13 protein-coding genes are annotated in these 17,578 nt (G+C 60.4%); 8 read left to right on the plus strand and 5 right to left on the minus strand.

Annotated elements, in window-relative coordinates:
* Positions 1-5: 5 nt before the first annotated feature.
* Positions 6-950, minus strand: a complete 945-nt coding sequence (locus ACFOKJ_RS03240; RefSeq protein ID WP_390276608.1) for a nucleoside hydrolase — start codon at positions 948-950, stop codon at positions 6-8.
* Between the two features lie 171 nt (positions 951-1,121).
* Here ACFOKJ_RS03240 and ACFOKJ_RS03245 point away from each other — a divergent pair, with 171 nt between their 5' ends.
* A complete protein-coding gene (locus ACFOKJ_RS03245) occupies positions 1,122-2,084 on the plus strand; it encodes a tRNA dihydrouridine synthase (protein ID WP_390276610.1) in 963 nt (320 codons plus the stop codon).
* A 181-nt stretch (positions 2,085-2,265) separates the two neighbouring features.
* On the opposite strand, the gene ACFOKJ_RS03250 is transcribed toward ACFOKJ_RS03245, so the two are convergent.
* Positions 2,266-2,574, minus strand: a complete 309-nt coding sequence (locus ACFOKJ_RS03250) for a hypothetical protein (RefSeq protein ID WP_390276612.1) — start codon at positions 2,572-2,574, stop codon at positions 2,266-2,268.
* Positions 2,575-3,234: 660 nt separating this feature from the next.
* Entirely contained in the window at positions 3,235-3,396 is a 162-nt protein-coding gene (locus ACFOKJ_RS03255) for a hypothetical protein (protein WP_390276614.1), read from the minus strand.
* 360 nt (positions 3,397-3,756) lie between these two features.
* On the opposite strand from ACFOKJ_RS03255, the gene ACFOKJ_RS03260 reads away from it, so the two are divergent.
* Positions 3,757-4,041 (plus strand): hypothetical protein, encoded by a 285-nt coding sequence (locus tag ACFOKJ_RS03260; protein ID WP_390276616.1) that lies wholly within the window; start codon positions 3,757-3,759, stop codon positions 4,039-4,041.
* Positions 4,042-4,194: 153 nt separating this feature from the next.
* Here ACFOKJ_RS03260 and purL read toward each other — a convergent pair whose 3' ends face one another.
* The gene (gene purL, locus ACFOKJ_RS03265; RefSeq protein WP_390276618.1) at positions 4,195-8,076 is read right to left on the minus strand and encodes a phosphoribosylformylglycinamidine synthase; all 3,882 of its coding nucleotides are present in this window, start codon (positions 8,074-8,076) and stop codon (positions 4,195-4,197) included.
* A gap of 150 nt (positions 8,077-8,226) precedes the next feature.
* On the opposite strand from purL, the gene ACFOKJ_RS03270 reads away from it, so the two are divergent.
* Positions 8,227-8,565 (plus strand): P-II family nitrogen regulator, encoded by a 339-nt coding sequence (locus ACFOKJ_RS03270; RefSeq protein WP_390276620.1) that lies wholly within the window; start codon positions 8,227-8,229, stop codon positions 8,563-8,565.
* 111 nt (positions 8,566-8,676) lie between these two features.
* Here ACFOKJ_RS03270 and ACFOKJ_RS03275 read toward each other — a convergent pair whose 3' ends face one another.
* Positions 8,677-9,468, minus strand: coding sequence for an outer membrane protein assembly factor BamD (locus tag ACFOKJ_RS03275; protein ID WP_390276622.1), 792 nt, complete (start codon positions 9,466-9,468; stop codon positions 8,677-8,679).
* Positions 9,469-9,625: 157 nt separating this feature from the next.
* Here ACFOKJ_RS03275 and rluD point away from each other — a divergent pair, with 157 nt between their 5' ends.
* The 5 genes from rluD to ACFOKJ_RS03300 all read left to right on the plus strand — a co-directional run bounded on the left by rluD (position 9,626) and on the right by ACFOKJ_RS03300 (position 17,324).
* On the plus strand, positions 9,626-10,750 hold the full coding sequence (gene rluD / locus ACFOKJ_RS03280) for a 23S rRNA pseudouridine(1911/1915/1917) synthase RluD (RefSeq protein ID WP_390276624.1): 1,125 nt from the start codon (positions 9,626-9,628) through the stop codon (positions 10,748-10,750).
* Complete coding sequence (pgeF, locus tag ACFOKJ_RS03285; RefSeq protein WP_390276626.1) at positions 10,740-11,474, plus strand: peptidoglycan editing factor PgeF; 735 nt, start codon at positions 10,740-10,742, stop codon at positions 11,472-11,474. The genes rluD and pgeF overlap by 11 nt, the downstream gene beginning before the upstream one ends.
* A gap of 665 nt (positions 11,475-12,139) precedes the next feature.
* Positions 12,140-14,992 (plus strand): ribonucleoside-diphosphate reductase subunit alpha, encoded by a 2,853-nt coding sequence (locus tag ACFOKJ_RS03290; RefSeq protein WP_390276628.1) that lies wholly within the window; start codon positions 12,140-12,142, stop codon positions 14,990-14,992.
* Between the two features lie 582 nt (positions 14,993-15,574).
* Complete coding sequence (locus ACFOKJ_RS03295) at positions 15,575-16,165, plus strand: hypothetical protein (RefSeq protein WP_390276630.1); 591 nt, start codon at positions 15,575-15,577, stop codon at positions 16,163-16,165.
* A gap of 76 nt (positions 16,166-16,241) precedes the next feature.
* Positions 16,242-17,324 carry a ribonucleotide-diphosphate reductase subunit beta gene (locus ACFOKJ_RS03300; RefSeq protein WP_390276632.1) on the plus strand — a complete coding sequence of 361 codons (1,083 nt, stop codon included), beginning with the start codon at positions 16,242-16,244 and terminating at the stop codon, positions 17,322-17,324.
* The last annotated feature ends 254 nt before the right edge of the window (positions 17,325-17,578 follow it).

The raw sequence follows: 17,578 nt of genomic DNA on the forward strand, positions 1-17,578 counted from the left end.
GTGATTCAGGGCAGGGTGGACAGACAATCGGCCAGCAGGCGGAAAAAGCCATCGGCATCCACCTCGGTGAGGTAATGCACGTTGGCCGCACGGCCGCTGATGCCCCACCAGTCGATTACCGTGGCGCCAAGCGTCAGCTCGCCGGCAAGCTCGACACTGACATTCACCTGGCGGCCACCGAACAGTTGTGGCTGCAGCAGGTAGGCAATCACGGTCGGGTCGTGCAATGGCGAGCCAAATTCGCCGTAACGCTGCACATCGTAGCGCTCCAGCGTGGTGAGACAGTCTGCCGCCAGGTTGCCGGCACGATTGGGCAGGGCGCGCAGCCAGCCGATGCGCGCGGCCGAACTGCGTGCCTTGTGGGTGACATCCAGCGGCATCATCACGATGGGCGCGCCGCAGCGCAGCACGATGTCAGCTGCGTGCGGGTCAACATAAATATTGAATTCCGCTGCTGGCGTGATGTTGCCACCTTCGAAGTAACTGCCGCCCATCAGCACGATTTCACGAATGCGCGGCGCAATATCCGGCGCCATGCGCAGCGCCAGGGCCAGATTGGTCAGCGGCCCCAGCGCGCATAGCGTGACAGTGCCGGCAGGGCGCTCGCGCAGGGTGGTGACAATGAAGTCGGCGGCATGCTCAGCCTGCAGCGGCATCTCTGGCTGATGCAGCGGCACGCCATCCAGCCCGGTCTTGCCATGCACATGCTCGGCGGTAACCAGCGGGCGCAGTAGCGGCGCGGCGGCGCCGGCATACACCGGCACATCCGGCCGGCCGGCCCATTCGCAGATAATGCGTGCGTTGCGCTCGGTCTGTGCCAGAGCAACGTTTCCAGCCACGGCAGTAATGCCCAGCACATCCAGTTGCGGGGCGCCAAGGGCGGCCAGAATGGCCACCGCATCATCCTGCCCAGGGTCGGTATCGATAATGATTGCGCGTTTGTCGCTCATGATGATCCTGCAAGTTGGCCGCAAAAAAGGCGGCGAGAGTCTACTGTTTGCCTGCCGCCGTCAAGTATCGCCGGCGCTCCGGTCGCGGAAAGCCGGCAGTCGCAATTAACGGCGTAGTAGGCGAGGGCATGCTTGTATACAATTCGCACCTTCTGATTTATGGCAGGTTTCATGAAGATCGTTCTGGCACCCATGGAAGGGCTGGTCGACGACATCATGCGTGACGTATTGACACGCATTGGCGGCATCGACTTGTGCGTTACCGAATTTGTGCGCGTAACCAGTTCGGTGTTGCCAAGCCGGGCGTTTTACCGGCTGGCCCCCGAGCTGCACAACCAATCCGCCACCCGTGCAGGCACACCACTGCGTGTGCAACTGCTGGGCTCCGACCCCAGGTTCCTTGCGGCCAACGCGGTGCGCGCTGCCGAGCTGGGAGCATCCTCCGTCGACCTGAATTTTGGCTGCCCGGCACCTACTGTCAACCGCCATCGCGGTGGTGCCGTGCTGCTCAAGGAGCCAGAGCTGTTGCATACCATCGTCAAGACGGTGCGGGATGCCGTGCCGGCGAGCACACCGGTAACCGCCAAGATGCGTCTGGGGTATGAAGATACCAGCCTTACCCTGGCTTGCGCCCAGGCCATTGCCAGTGCGGGCGCCAATGAACTGACCGTGCACGCACGCACCAAGGTACAAGGTTACAAGCCGCCGGCGCATTGGGAGTGGCTGGCCCGGATACGCGAGGCGGTAGCCATACCGGTGGTTGCCAACGGCGAAGTCTGGACTCTGGAAGACTACCTGGCGATACGTGACATCAGTGGCTGCGAAACGGTAATGATCGGGCGGGGGCTGGTATCGGCGCCGGACCTTGCCCTGCGCATCCAGCACATGCAGCAAACCGGCGAACGCTTGCCTCTTATGCCTTGGGTGGAAATGCTGCCGTGGTTGCGCGATATGGCATTGCAATGTCAGCAGCGCGCAGCCAACGATAACTATGCTGTCAGTCGTAGCAAGCAATGGCTGAAAATGCTGCAGCGCAACTACGCGGAGGCTGGGATTATGTTTAATAAAATCAGGACTTTAAGTGATTTCTCGGCGCTTGAGTCAGCTTTGAAAGCCGCCACAGAAGGCTGCTAGGTATTTTTACGAATAGTCGCGAAGGCACTGGCAACGTATCATGCAAGCAGTTCTTGGATTACTGAGCGTTCCTCGCTGGCAGTTCAGGAATCGCGGCAATAGCCGCACCTTACAAGACCTCCTGAGCGTGACGATTCAGGAGGTATTTTTTTGCCCGCAGAGCATGCGGGCAATGCCAGCGCTACGTCACGGAAACTAGTACAGGTGCCACGCCATCCGCAGCGGCAAGCAGGCGGTTATAGCGCTGATAGGTCCGGATACGGCAGAGCGCTGCCGTGATTGCATGCCGCCGACTTGCACGGCCATGTTCGATAGATTCGTAAGCCACAAGCGCTTCCGCCAGCTTTCGATTGTTGCCGCAAGCTGTTACCAGCTGCTCGAACGGATCGCCGCCAACCAGGCTTTGCTTCTTGTGCAAACCTTGCTGCCCAGCTTCATTACGTTTTGCTCCAGCCAGCGCCGCCAGCGAGTCGAGATGGCCAATCTGCATGATGCACACCTTAAGATCAACAATTGATAGCCAGTGCATGATCCAGTTTGGGTGGCATTGATATCTATGGGTTTTTTCTTATAAACGACTTATCGTTAACCGCATTGTTTGTTGTTAATGCCTCGTAAATCTAGTGAACCTAGCGGCAAGGCATTCCACTGGAAGTCATTGCTGCGGCCAACATGTAACGCGAGAAAAGCCAGGAACGATGTGGCTTCTGGCAGGCTGGCCATCGCCGGTCTGATGGTGCTGACGGATGCTGGCGAACCCCAGCCAGAACACTGAAAAAGCCCCCCAAGGGGTTTAGTGTTTACGTCGCATAATGTTTATTATGTTAAATATTATGCGCGCAGTGGATGCACTTTCGCCCTTTCCCTTCGTGTGCCCTTACTTGGGCTATCGCACAGTTCCATCACACCGATGACGACCAAGGCTAAACCAGGTTCCTGTCTATGGCCATCTTCACAACACAGGCTCGGATGTGTAGTGGCTCGTCTTCCGTGTAATAAAACGATGGTTACCGTGTTGCACGCGACTGCCTGTTGGCAATTTTTTGCTCAGCAAAATGGCCATATCACGTTTCTCGCTTCTTGAATGGCCAATGGATGATCACAGTTGTGGCACACGCACCACGGACAAACTGACTGGCGGTTAGCAAGATTACTTATTAATCACCCCGCGAAATATTCCCCTGGTCTTCATTTTTCCGCTTATTTCTATAAATGAATTTCCCCATTTTGCCGCCATTGGCTCGCGCCAAAACAATCTGGAAAAACCAGCACGACTCCACCAAGGTTTTGCTGCATAGATCAGTCGAACCATGGCGATGATTTCCGCCCAAGGGAAGTGCATGCAACTCATTGATATTTGTCCGAAATATTTGTATTTATTTAACGATAGACATGAAATGCATGCACGTTATTGCCAGCTCTTCTGCTTGGTTTCCCCAACACTAACTGATGCTAGCTGCCATCGTGCGTCAGCCCTACACCGATATTGAAGAATTTTCCATCAACAATATTCGATAAATATAGTTATAGATATGTCATAGGTATAATTATTTACAGTTGAAACTTAACAAGTTTCAACTAGAATCCACCTCATGAATTGTTACCGAAGGCAAATTACAACTTCGATAACTATTACTTGATGCAAAAGGCAGATTTCATGAGGAGGCGTGCAATGAAAAAGTTTTTACTCCTGGCAATACCGATGTGCCTGACTGCCACCGCAACGTACGCTAATGGCGGCGTGATCCATTTTCGTGGCGCACTGGTAAAAGCACCTTGCGAGACGAATGCCAGCGATCTGGCCTACTACGCTGCCAACAATCGCGCTTACCTGGCCGCACGTAAAGTGCAGTCCGGCCCGAGTTGTGCCGGCATGGATAACACCCAGTTTGTTTCCAAGGCACGGGTGGTGAGCGAGGATGGTACGGCAGACGTGATTTCGGTGGCTTACAACTAGGCAGGCAGCACGGGCAAGGAGGGGGACGCCCTGCCCGCTGCTGCATAATCCGGATATGCCTCCACTCATAAAAAACGCCGCGCTCGATAACGAGGCGCGGCGTTTTGCTGTTGCTGCCCGGACTGGCGGCTGCCAGCCGGGAAGAAACGCGGCTTAGCCGATCCAGCGGCGGGCGCTGGCGAACATGCGGAACCAGCCGCCATTTTCGCCCCAGCCCTGCGGGTGCCAGCTGTTCTGCACGCTGCGGAATACGCGCTCCGGGTGCGGCATCATGATGGTGAAGCGGCCGTCCGGCGTGGTAACGCCGGTGATGCCTGCCGGCGAACCGTTCGGATTCAGCGGGTAGGTTTCGGTCGGCTGGCCGTTGAAGTCCACGTAGCGCAGTGCGGTGATTACCTGTTGCTGGTGGCCCGGCGCGAATACCGCGCGGCCTTCGCCGTGCGATACCACTACCGGCAGCTTGGAGCCGATCATGTCCTGCAGGAAGATGGACGGCGACTCGGTGACTTCCACCATTGCGAAGCGGGCTTCGAACTGCTCGGAGGCGTTGCGTTTCAGCTTCGGCCAGTACTGTGCGCCCGGGATGATATCCGACAGGTTGGACATCATCTGGCAGCCATTACATACACCCAGTGCGAAGGTGTCGCCGCGGCCGAAGAAGGCCTCGAACTGTTCGCGTGCCAGGCTGTTGAACAGAATGCTCTTCGCCCAGCCCTCGCCCGCTCCCAGTACGTCGCCGTAGCTGAAGCCGCCGCAGGCCGCCAGGCCCTTGTAGTCGGCCAGTTGCACACGGCCGGCGATGATGTCGGACATGTGCACATCCACCGCCTCGAAGCCGGCGCGGGTGAAGGCGGCAGCCATTTCGATCTGGCCGTTCACGCCCTGCTCTCGCAGCACGGCGATGCGCGGGCGTGCGCCGGTGGCGATGTACGGTGCTGCCGGGTTGTCTTCGGTGTCGAAGGTCAGCTCGGCGAACAGGCCGCGCGATGCGGTGTCAGCGATTTGCGCGTATTCGCTGTCAGCACCGGCCGGGTTGTCACGCAGGCGCTGCAGGCGGTAGCTGGTCTCGGACCAGGCTTGCTGCAGGGCTACGCGGCTTTCGGCCAGCAGCTCGATGTCGCCGTGTACCAGACGCAGCACGCCGTCGTCGGACGGTGTGCCGATCACGGTTACCAGCTGCGACAGGCCCATGATGTCGAAACGCTTGAGCACGTTGTCGATTTCATCGGCAGCTACTTGCAGCACCGCGCCCAGCTCTTCGTTGAACAGCACGGCATTGACCTTGGCCGCATCGCCGCCAGTCAGTACCGACAGCTCAATCTGCGCGCCCAGGTGGCCGGCAAAGCACATTTCGGCCACGGTGGCGAACAGGCCGCCATCGGAACGGTCGTGGTAGGACAGCAGCTTGCCATCGTCCACCAGCGTCTGGATTACGGTGAAGGCCGCGGCCAGCTGCTCGGCGCTGTCCACGTCCGGCGCCTGGCCGGACATGTCTTTCCATACCTGGCCGAATACCGAACCGCCGAGGCGATTCTTGCCGGCGCCCAGGTCCAGCAGCAGCAGCGCGCTGTCGGCGGCCTGCAGCTGCGGGGTAACGGTCTTGCGCACGTCGGCAACCGGTGCGAAGGCGGAGATGATTACCGACAGCGGTGCGGTAACGGCTTTCTTGTCGTCGCCGTCCTGCCATACCGTCTTCATCGACAGCGAGTCCTTGCCTACCGGAATGCTTACGTCGATCTGCTGACAGATTTCCGACACGGCCTGCACGGTGGCGTACAGGTTGGCGTCCTCGCCCGGGTGGCCGGCAGCAGCCATCCAGTTGGCGGACAGCTTGACGTTGCCCAGTTCGCCCACGTTGGCCGCAGCCAGGTTCAGCAGCGATTCGCCTACCGCCACGCGGCCGGAAGCCGGCGCATCGAACAGTGCGGTCGGCGTGCGCTCACCCATGGCCATGGCTTCGCCCAGGGTGGTGTTGAAGCCCATGGTGGTCACCGCCACGTCGGCTACCGGCACCTGCCACGGGCCTACCATCTGGTCGCGCGCGGTCATGCCGCCCACGGTACGGTCGCCGATGGTGATCAGGAAGCTCTTGTCGGCAACGGTCGGGTTGTGCAGCACGCGGTAGGCCGATTCCTTCAGCCCGTACTGTGCGGCGTTGAACGCGGCGGTGGTCACTGCCTTGCTCTTCACGTCGCGGGTCATGCGCGGCGGCTTACCCAGCAGTACGTTCAGCGGCATGTCCACCGGGTTGTTGTCGAAGTAGTCGTCGCGCACCTGCAGGTGGCCGTCATCGGTGGCCACGCCCAGCACGGCGAACGGGCAGCGCTCGCGTTCGCAGATCTGGGTAAAGATATCCAGATCCTGCGGCAGGATGGCCAGCACGTAACGCTCTTGCGATTCGTTGGACCAGATCTGCATCGGGGTCATGCCCTTTTCTTCCAGATGCACCTTGCGCAGGTGGAAGATGGCGCCACGGCCGGCGTCGTTCACCAGTTCCGGGAAGGCGTTGGACAGGCCGCCGGCGCCCACGTCGTGCAGCGACACGATGGGGTTGGCCGCACCGCGCTGCCAGCAGCGGTCGATCACTTCCTGGCAACGGCGTTCGATTTCCGGGTTGCCGCGCTGTACCGAATCAAAGTCCAGGTTTTCGCTGTTGGCACCGGTATCCATGGAGGATGCCGCGCCGCCTCCCAGGCCGATCAGCAGGCTGGGGCCGCCCAGCTGGATCAGCAGTGCGCCTTTCGGAATCTCGTTCTTGAAGATCTGCTGTTCCTGGATGCTGCCCAGGCCGCCGGCGATCATGATCGGCTTGTGGTAGCCGCGACGCTCGCCCTGGAAGTCTTCTTCAAAGGTACGGAAGTAGCCGGTGAGGTTCGGGCGACCGAATTCGTTGTTGAACGCAGCGCCGCCGATCGGGCCTTCGATCATGATGTCGAGTGCCGAGGCGATGCGGCCCGGCTTGCCGTAATCCGGGCTTTCCCACGGCTGTTCAAAGCCCGGGATGTTCAGGTTGGAAACGGTGAAGCCGGTCAGACCCGCCTTCGGGCGCGAGCCGCGGCCGGTGGCGCCTTCGTCGCGGATTTCACCGCCGTTGCCGGTGGAGGCACCGGGGAACGGGGAAATCGCGGTCGGATGGTTGTGGGTTTCCACCTTCATCAGGATGTGGGTCGGCTCTTCGCTGAAGGCGTAAGTGTTGCTGCCCGGCTGCGGGTACAGGCGCTCGATGGTGGCGCCGTCGATTACCGAAGCGTTGTCCTTGTACGCCACACGGGTACCCTGCGGGTGCGCGTCGTGGGTGTCGCGGATCATGCGGAACAGCGATTTGCTCTTTTCTTCGCCGTCCACGATGAACTGGGCGTTGAAGATCTTGTGGCGGCAGTGCTCGGAGTTGGCCTGCGCGAACATCATCAGCTCAACGTCGGTGGGGTTGCGCTGCAGCTTGATGAAGTTTTCCACCAGGTAGTCCACTTCGTCCGGCGACAGGGCCAGGCCCATGTCGGCGTTGGCCGCATCCAGCGCGGCCTTGCCGCCAGCCAGGATGTCCACGGTGGACAGCGGCTGCGGATCCACATGCACGAACAGGCGGCTGGCTTCGTCCAGCGAGCCCAGCACGGTTTCGGTCATGCGGTCATGCAAGAGGCCCGCCAGACGCTGGCGAGCCTCAGTGTTCAATGCGGTGGCGGACTGCACGCGATACGCGATACCGCGTTCGATGCGCTGGATGGCTTCCAGCCCGCAATGGCTGGCGATGTCGGTAGCCTTGGAGGCCCACGGCGACAGCGTACCCAGACGCGGAGTAACCAGGAACAACTCACCGGCCGGCTCTTGCGCCAGCGGCGGCTCGCCATAGGTCAGCAGTTTTTCCAGAACGGCGACTTGCTGCTCGGTCAGCGGCGCTTCGCTTTCGGCAAAGTGCCAGTATTCGGCGGCGATAGTCAGGTCTGGTAGACCGGCTTCGCGTGCAGCCTGAAGGAGTTTTTCAAGTCGGAACTGGGACAGGGCGGCACCGCCCCGCAGCTTGAGAATGTGCGACATTGGATTCCCGCAACTAGGAGAGACAAGGATCAGGAAAGCGCGCCATAATACACGAAAACATGCATTTCTTTAAGGCCGCATCCAGATTATTGTCTGACAGCCGCGATGCCGCCCACCCGGTTAGCCAAGAAAAATCAAGGAGTTGCGAAAATGAAAAAGGTAGAAGCCGTCATCAAGCCGTTTAAACTCGACGAAGTGCGCGAAGCGCTGTCCGAGATTGGCATTAATGGCCTGACCGTTACCGAGGTAAAGGGCTTTGGCCGCCAGAAGGGGCATACCGAGCTATATCGTGGCGCCGAATACGTGGTGGACTTCCTGCCCAAGGTGAAAATCGAGGTGGTGATTGCCGATGATCTGGTGGATCGCGCCATCGAATCCATCGTCAACAGCGCCCGCACCGGCAAGATCGGCGACGGCAAGATTTTCGTGACTTCGGTGGAGCAAGTGGTGCGCATCCGCACCGGCGAAACCGGCGAGGACGCCGTGTAAGCGCCCCGCCCGACAAGCAGAACAAGACAACGGCGCCCGCGGGCGCCGTTGTCAATTACCGACCAGAGAAACAAAAACGGCACCTTGCGGTGCCGTTTGCATTGCCTGGCATCAGCTCCAGAACTTCCACCACGGCATACCCTGGGTCTGCCACGGGGTTTTCAGGTACTGGCTTTGCGGGTAGTTCAGCTGCAGTACACGCAGGCTGTCCTCGCTCAGCGCCTTCATGCCCAGCCTGTCGTAGGCGGCCACCATGATGGCCAGCGCCTCTTCGTTGTAACCGGTGTTGGCGTATTCCTTCACTACTATCTGGGCACGGCTGATCGCCGCCATCCAGGCGCCACGCTTCATGTAGTAGCGCGCCACGTGCATTTCGTTGCCACCCAGTGCGCTAACCAGACGCTGCATCTTGATGCTGGCATCTTCGGCGTACTTGCTCTGCGGGAAGCGCGCCACCAGTTCGCGGAAGGCGGCATAGGACTCGCGTACCGCTTTCGGGTCGCGCTCGCTCATGTCCTGGCCGGTCATGCGCGACAGGAAGGAATCATCGTCGTTGTAGTACACCAGGCCCTTGAGGTAGTACATGTAGTCCACGCTCTCGTGGGTAGGGTACAGACGAATGAAACGGTTGGCCGCAGCAATGGCCAGCTCCGGTTCGGCATCCTTGTAATGGGTGTAGGCCTCTTCCATCAGGGCCTGCTGGGCGTGCTTGCCGTACGGGTAACGGGCCTGCAGGGTCTCATACAGTTTGATGGCGCGAGTGTAGTTGCCACCATTGAGCTCGTCGTGCGCCTCGGAATACAGGCGATCCACCGACCAGCCACGGGTTTCATCCTGGGTATCCACCGTGGCACAACCCGCCAGCAACGCGGCGGCGAGCAAGGTTACAAAGCGTTTTTTCATGAGACGTCCCTGTTTAGACTGCGCACGATTATAACCAAAACCGCCCGCCGCGCACCTGTCACTGCGCGTTGTCATGCCCTTGCGGCCAACCCCGACGGGACAAGCAGGGGCTAATCCTTATAAAATCACCTCTTTAGCAGAACCTGCAGCTGACAATATGAATGAACAAGACCTGCTCGGCGACGAGCTACTGGATGATGACGCGCTGGACGCCGGTGGCGAGGAAGTCTCCGAGAGCAAACAATTCACCGTGCCTTACGAGCTGGCCGGCGAGCGACTGGATGGCGCACTGACCAAGCTGCTGCCCGACTACTCGCGCAGCCGCATGACACAGTGGCTCAAGGACGGCAAGGTGAAGCTGGACGGCAAGATCGTACCCGGCAAGACCAAGCTGCTGGGCGGCGAAGTGGTCGATATGGAGATCGTGCGCTCGCCGGACGAGCAGGCCTTCCAGCCGGAGCCGGTGGATTTCCCGGTGGTGTATGAAGACGAGCACCTGATCGTGGTCAACAAGCCGGCCGGCCTGGTGGTACACCCCGCAGCCGGCAACTGGAGCGGCACCCTGCTCAACGGCCTGCTGTACCGCTACCCGGAGCTGGCCCGCATTCCGCGCGCCGGCATCGTGCACCGCCTGGACAAGGACACCTCCGGCCTGATGGTGGTGGCGCGCACCCTGCAGGCACAGACTAACCTGGTGCAGCAGCTGCAGGCCCGCTCGGTCAAACGGGTATACCGCTGCATCGCCAACGGCGTGGTGCCCTACGACGGCAAGATCGAAACCCTGATCGGCCGCGACCCGCACAACCGTCTGAAAATGGCCGTGGTGCGCTTTGGCGGCAAACCGGCGATTACCCATCTGCGCGTGCTGGAGCGCTTTGCCGACTTCAGCTACGTGGAGTGCAAGCTGGAAACCGGCCGCACCCACCAGATTCGCGTGCACATGCGCGAAGCCAAGCACCCACTGGCCGGCGATCCGGTATACGGCAACCCGCGCCACCATGGCAGCGAGGCAGCCGACGCCGCCATCAAGACACTGAACCGCCAGGCGCTGCACGCCTACGCGCTGGCACTGGTACACCCGGCTACCGGCATTACCCGCAGCTGGAAGGCCCCGCTGCCGGACGACATGAAAATCGTGCTGGAGCTGCTGCGCACCGAGGCCGACGAGAAAATGGCCGCCGCCAGCGCCAAGCAGGCACTCAAGGCCGCCGAAAACGAAGACGACGATGACGACGACTGGGACGACGACGATTACGACGTAGAGGTGCACTATGTCCCCTGAGTGGATCACCCCGGAGTGGCCGCTGCCGGCCGGCGTTGGCAGCCTGATCACCACTCGCGCCGGCGGCGTGAGCCCTGCCCCGTACCACAGCCTGAACCTGGGCGACCACGTGGGTGACGATGCGGCCAACGTGACAGCCAACCGTGCTGCGCTGCGCGACCACCTGCCGGCCGAGCCGGCCTGGCTGCAGCAGGTGCACGGCACCGTGGTGGTGGATGCCGCCAGCGTGGCGCCGGGCAGCAAGGTGCAGGCCGACGCCAGCTTCAGCCGCACCCCCGGCACCGTATGCGCCATCATGACCGCCGACTGCCTGCCGGTGCTGCTGGCCGACCGTGCCGGCACCGTGGTGGGCGCTGCGCATGCCGGCTGGCGCGGGCTGTGCAATGGCGTGATCGAGGCCACCGTGCAGGCCATGAACGAACCGGCGGCCAACCTTATCGCCTACCTTGGCCCGGCCATTGGCCCGGATGCCTTCGAGGTGGGGGGCGAGGTGCGTGACGCCTTCCTGGCGCATGATATCCATGCGGTGGAAGCCTTTACCCCGATTGGCGACGGCAAATACCTCGCCGACATCTACCAGCTGGCACGCCAGCGCCTGGCCACACTGGGCATCAGCGAGGTATACGGCGGCGACTACTGCACGGTAATCGACCGCGAACGCTTCTTCTCCTACCGCCGCGACCAGGTAACTGGCCGCATGGCCAGTCTGATCTGGCTCAAGTAGACACAATATCTTGTGCCCGGCTGCGAGCAAGGTGCATCACTCGCACCCTGCCGGACCCGGCCGAGCCGGGCCGCTCCGGCTAAGTCATTGAATCGGCAGTCTCCTTGTTTGTAAAACAAAGCCCTTTCGCCCAGCGAAAGGGCTTTGTCATTGGCCACACACAATATCTTGTGTGCGGCGCGCGGCCTTGACCGCCCTTTGTTGCGTTTTGGGCGTATCGAAATCGCCACAATGCCATTTATTGCCACGCCGTCCTTGATGCGGAGCAGGCCGCAAAGCCTTGATGCAACAGGCATGTCGCGCCGACGCCACCAGGGCAGAAAAATTTCCTGAAAATACCGAACCAGCCTGCAAGCCAATACTGGCGCGGATTTCGGTTTTTCACCCGGCTGTCAAGACTTGTTCTGACGCCCCTTCACCACTAGAATTTGCGTCGTTTTCCGGTGCCAACCCACTATATTGTGTTTGTGCACAGCTGGCTCACAGCTTTTCAACAGAATTGTCCACAGCCGGCGCCATAACCTCGCGCCCTGCCCGGCCCACCTGCCGGGCAAGGCCGCCAACGGGTAGTCAGCCCGACGCCGCACATGCGGCCAACGTGATGGCCGCCCGCCAGCGGGCCGTCAGGTCGATACGAATAACCACCCCACCACGAGGGAAAGACAATGCCACTGACCACTACCGAAGCGAACACCGCCGCCGAACTGGGTCGCGCCGCCGCGCCGCAGGCTGATTTCAGCCAGTACAAGACCATTCGTCGCAACGGCGCCGTTGTTGCATTCGAGCCGGTGAAGATCTCCATCGCCATGACCAAGGCCTTCCTGGCCGTGCTGGGCGCCGAGAGCGTGAACTCCGCCAGCATCCGCGACAAGGTTGCCCAGCTCACCGAAGGCGTGGTCAATGCGCTGATGCGTCGCAAGCCGGAAGGCGGCGCCATCCATATCGAAGACATCCAGGACCAGGTAGAGCTGTCCATGATGCGTGCCGGCGAGCACGACGTGGCCCGCGCCTACGTGCTGTACCGCGAGCAGCGTTCGCAGGAACGCGCCTCCCGTGGCGAAGCGCTGCACCAGATCCAGATCAACGTAGTACGCAAGGATGGCCGCAAGCTGCCGCTGGACATCGCCAAACTGCGCGGCACCATTGAAGCCGCCTGCGTGGGCCTGGCCAACACCGATGTGGACGCCATCCTGTCCGAGACCTTGAAGAACATCTACGACGGCGTATCGGAAGAAGAAGTCAACAAGTCCGCCATTCTGGCCGCCCGCGCACTGATCGAGCAGGACCCGGCTTACGACTACGTAACCGCCCGCCTGCTGCTGGGCAACATCCGCCTGGAAATCCTGGGCGAGGCCATCAGCCAGGCCGAGATGGACACCCACTACCCGCTGTACTTCCCGGACTTCATCAAGAAAGGCATTGCCGCCGAGCTGCTGGATGAAAAACTGGGCGAGTTCGACCTGAAAAAACTGGGTGCCGCGCTGAAGCCGGAACGCGACCTGCAGTTCGGCTACCTGGGCCTGCAGACCCTGTACGACCGCTACTTCCTCCACGTGGACGGTACCCGCATCGAAATGCCGCAGGCGTTCTACATGCGCGTGGCCATGGGCCTGGCGCTGAACGAAGTGAGCCGCGAAGAACGCGCCATCGAGTTCTACAACGTGCTGTCCAGCTTCGACTTCATGTCCTCCACCCCGACGCTGTTCAACTCCGGCACCCGCCGCAGCCAGCTGTCCAGCTGCTACCTGACCACCATCGCCGATGATCTGGATGGCATCTACGAAGGCATCAAGGAAAACGCGCTGCTGTCCAAATTCGCCGGCGGCCTGGGTAACGACTGGACCCCGGTGCGCGCCATGGGCAGCCACATCAAGGGCACCAACGGCAAATCGCAGGGCGTGGTGCCGTTCCTGAAAGTGGTAAACGACACCGCCGTGGCAGTAAACCAGGGCGGCAAGCGCAAGGGCGCGGTGTGCGCCTACCTGGAAACCTGGCACGCCGACATCGAAGAATTCCTGGAGCTGCGCAAGAACACCGGTGACGACCGCCGCCGCACCCACGACATGAACACCGCCAACTGGATTCCGGACCTGTTCATGAAGCGCGTGATGGAAGGTGGCGAGTGGAGCCTGCTGTCGCCGTCCGAATGCCCGGACCTGCACGACCTGGTAGGCAAGGAATTCGAAAAGGCTTACACCGCCTACGAAGCCAAGGGCAAGCGCGGCGAACTGAAAGTCTTCAAGCAGATTCCGGCACTGAGCCTGTGGCGCAAGATGCTGACCATGCTGTTTGAAACCGGCCACCCGTGGATCACCTTCAAGGACCCGTGCAACATCCGCAGCCCGCAGCAGCACATGGGCGTGGTACACAGCTCCAACCTGTGCACCGAGATCACCCTGAACACCAACGACGACGAAATCGCCGTGTGCAACCTGGGCTCGGTAAACCTGTCGCGTCACCTGAAGCAAGGTGCCAACGGCCTGGAGCTGGATACCGACAAGCTGCAGCAGACCGTACGCGTAGCGCTGCGCATGCTGGACAACGTGATCGACATCAACTTCTACCCGGTGAAGAAGGCGCGCAACTCCAACCTGAAGCACCGCCCGGTAGGCATGGGCATCATGGGCTTCCAGGACTGCCTGCACCAGCTGCGCACCCCGTACGCCAGCGAAGCCGCCGTCGAGTTCGCCGATGTATCGATGGAAGCCGTGGCCTACTACGCCTACCTCGCCTCCACCGAGCTGGCAGAAGAGCGTGGCCGCTACCCGTCGTACAAGGGCAGCTTGTGGGACCGTGGCATCCTGCCGCACGACAGCATCAACCTGTTGGCCGCAGAGCGCGGCGGCTACCTGGAAGTGGACCGCACCGAACGCATGGACTGGAGCCGCCTGCGTGAGCGCATCGCCAAGCACGGCATGCGCAACTCCAACGTGCTGGCCATCGCCCCGACCGCAACCATCGCCAACATCATTGGCGTGTCTGCCTCCATCGAGCCGACCTACCAGAACCTGTTCGTGAAATCCAACCTGTCCGGCGAATTCACCGTCACCAACGAATACCTGGTGCGCGACCTGAAGAAACTGGGCCTGTGGGACGAAGTGATGGTTGCCGACCTGAAATACTTCGACGGCAGCCTGGGCCGCATCGACCGCGTACCGGCCGAGCTGAAAGCCATCTACGCCACCGCGTTCGAAGTGGACCCGCGCTGGCTGGTGGAAGCCGCATCCCGCCGCCAGAAGTGGATCGACCAGGCACAGTCGCTGAACCTGTACCTGGCCGGCGCTTCCGGCAAGAAACTGGACGAGCTGTACAAGCACGCCTGGGTGAAAGGCCTGAAGACCACCTACTACCTGCGCACCCTGGGCGCCAGCTCGGCGGAGAAATCCACCGGCCGTGGCGGCGAACTGAACGCGGTACAGGCAGCACCGGCAGCGGCACCGGCAGCCGTGGACAACACCCCGGCCACCGATGCCAAGTTCTGCTCGATCGACAATCCTGACTGCGAAAGCTGCCAGTAATTTGTTTTGCTAGCTGCTTGGTCATTAGACCAAGCAGCATTGGATGAGAGTACGTTTGTTTATTGCAAGATCTTTTGGGAGTCTTAGCATGCAGCAAATTATCACCCAAGCAATTCGTAGCAAACAGCTTCTGGAGTTTACATACCATGGACACCCTCGCTGCATTGAGCCTCACGTCTTGGGTATCACCAACTCTGTATTGCAGGTATTGGGATATCAGGTAGGTGGCACAAGTAGTTCAGGGCAAGTCCTCGGTTGGAAGAGGTTTGATCTTCAAGAAGTTTGTAAATTGCGAGCAATTCCGACCAATTTCCCGGGTCAGCGCCCACCGCCATCAGGAAGACATAGTCATTGGGATGTAACGTTGGAGATTGTTCGCTAATTTACCGTGTCTGCAGCGTAGGTTGGGTTGAGCGCAGCGAAGCCCAACGTTCACCGCGTAGTAACAAATAGACCAAGGTTGGCCGCATGCGGCCAACCCGCATCTCCCAGCCGCTTCCACCGAGGCGGCTGCCGGATGCGCCGAAACCGGGCCACGCACCAGCGTGTCCAACCAGCCATGTTCGCAACAAGGAGAGCATCATGCGTCGATTGATGATTGCCTGCGTGGCCGCCGCCCTCGCCGGCTGCGCCAGCATGGCAGACCAGCTACAAGGTAGCCTGGTACCGCCGGCCGGCATGGGCTATGCCGTGTTCTCCATGACCGTACGCACCTACCAGCCGGAACACGCCAGCGCCAATGTGTACTGGTACGGGCTGGACAACAGCGCCAGCGGCGTGGCTAGCGCCAACTTCGGTACCGACAGCATCTTTGGCGAAGCTGGCAGCTCGCCAGCCATCGGCAAGCTGCAACTGCTCACCCTGCCCGCCGGCCGCTACCAGCTGGCGCGTGCCAGCGGCAGTTGGAGCGATGCCGGCAGCCGCGACTGGTCCGGCATCTTCGGCATGCACCAGCGCCAGGCCAGCTTCCGGCTCGACAAGCCGTTCGAAGTGAAAGCCGGCGAAACCGTGTATCTCGGCGAAGTGCGCTTCAACCTGGACAACCTGCCCGACCTCACCCTGGGCGATGCCCGCCAGCGCGACTACGCGCACATGCAGCGGGTGTGGAAGGTGCCAAGCCTGGGCAATATCCGCGCCGCCCCCTACAGCGGCACCATACCGCGCGGCAACTGAACAACAACCGCGGCCAGCCAGCAAAGGTTGGCCGCAAACAGACAAACCAAGTAACGAACAGATAACTGAGGCCAATATGCTGAGCTTTGACGACCCGATCCAGACCGCCACCCCCGCAGCCAACTCCATGGACGCCCATGGCACCAACCGCGTGAACGTGGTGGACAAGAAAGTGATCAACGGCACCACCGACGTAAACCAGCTGGTACCGTTCAAGCACAAATGGGCATGGGAAAAATACCTGGCGCAGTGCGCCAACCACTGGATGCCGCAGGAAGTGAACATGCAGCGCGACATCGAACAGTGGAAAACCGGCCAGCTCACCGAAGACGAAATGCGCATCGTCAAGCGCAACCTCGGCTTCTTCGTAACCGCCGACAGCCTGGCGGCCAACAACATCGTGCTCGGCACCTACCGCCAGATCACCAGCCCGGAATGCCGCCAGTTCCTGCTGCGCCAGGCCTTTGACGAAGCCATCCACACCCACGCCTACCAGTACATCGTGGAAAGCCTGGGCCTGGACGAAGGCGAAGTGTTCAACGCCTACCACGAAGTAACCTCGATTCGTAACAAGGACGAGTTCCTGATTCCGTTCATCGACGTGCTGTGCAACCCGGAATTCAAGACCGGCACCCTGGAAAACGACCAGAAGCTGCTCAAATCGCTGATCGTGTTCGCCTGCATCATGGAAGGCCTGTTCTTCTACGTGGGCTTCGTGCAGATCCTGGCGCTGGGACGCCAGAACAAGATGACCGGCGCCGCCGAGCAGTACCAGTACATCCTGCGCGACGAATCCATGCACTGCAATTTCGGCATCGACCTGATCAACACCATCAAGCTGGAACAGCCGGAAATCTGGACCGAGTCTTTCAAGGCCGAAATCACCGAGCTGTTCAAGCACGCGGTGGAACTGGAATACGCCTACGCCGAAGACACCATGCCGCGCGGCGTGCTGGGCCTGAACGCCAGCATGTTCAAGGAATACCTGCGCTTCATCGCCAACCGCCGCATGCAGCAGATCGGCCTGGAGCAGATGTTCCCCGGCGTGAACAACCCCTTCCCGTGGATGAGCGAAATGATCGACCTGAAGAAGGAAAAGAACTTCTTCGAGACTCGCGTTACCGAGTACCAGACTGGCGGCGCGCTGAGCTGGGATTGACATAAAAAACGGGCGTCGAACGACAGATAAGTTTGTTCAAACGGCAGATAAGTCTGTACTCAACGACACATAAGTAGACACACCGACATGATCAAAAAGCCTCGCATAACGAGGCTTTTTTTCTGACTACAGCTATCTTCCTTCGTTTTCAATAAGTTACATAAACTGCATGCTGATAGCTATTACTCAAGGATACTTGAACACTGGCCTCCCTTCAGACAAATGCAGAGGAAGACCATCCTTCGCTCCTTAAG

This window comes from Vogesella amnigena (assembly GCF_042648905.1).
Taxonomy (GTDB): Bacteria; Pseudomonadota; Gammaproteobacteria; order Burkholderiales; family Chromobacteriaceae; genus Vogesella; species Vogesella amnigena.